The organism is Streptococcus mitis, assembly GCF_946190335.1.
Classification (GTDB): Bacteria; Bacillota; Bacilli; order Lactobacillales; family Streptococcaceae; genus Streptococcus; species Streptococcus mitis_CH.
In genome coordinates this window covers 1-311 of record NZ_CAMHZN010000012.1, presented here as the reverse complement: position 1 = coordinate 311, position 311 = coordinate 1, and the positions used below count along the sequence as shown (strand labels likewise).

Annotated in this window: 1 protein-coding gene; it reads right to left on the bottom strand. The window is 44.4% G+C overall.

Annotation, left to right across the window (positions count from 1 at the left end):
• The coding region (locus N8O43_RS09595) for a DUF1542 domain-containing protein (RefSeq protein WP_261223735.1) at positions 1 to 311 on the bottom strand (311 nt) is incomplete at both ends.

The following is a 311-nucleotide window of genomic DNA, read 5'->3' as shown; positions in this document are numbered from 1 at the left end:
GCTTTTGCATCTTCCTTAGCTTTTGCTTTCTCTTCAGCTGTTAAGTCGTTGTTCGCATCGATTTCTGCTTCCTTAGCTTTCAGCGCATCGTCTATTGCTTTTTTAGCTGCTGGCTTAGCTTGCGCTGTTGGAGTGACTAAGTCTACACTTGTTGTTCCTGCAGTCTTAGCTTGTTCTACCGCATCGTTTGTTGTTGCGTTGTCGATTGCTGTTTTCGCTGCGTCTGCTTTCGCTTTTGCATCTTCCTTAGCTTTTGCTTTCTCTTCAGCTGTTAAGTCGTTGTTCGCATCGATTTCTGCTTCCTTAGCTTT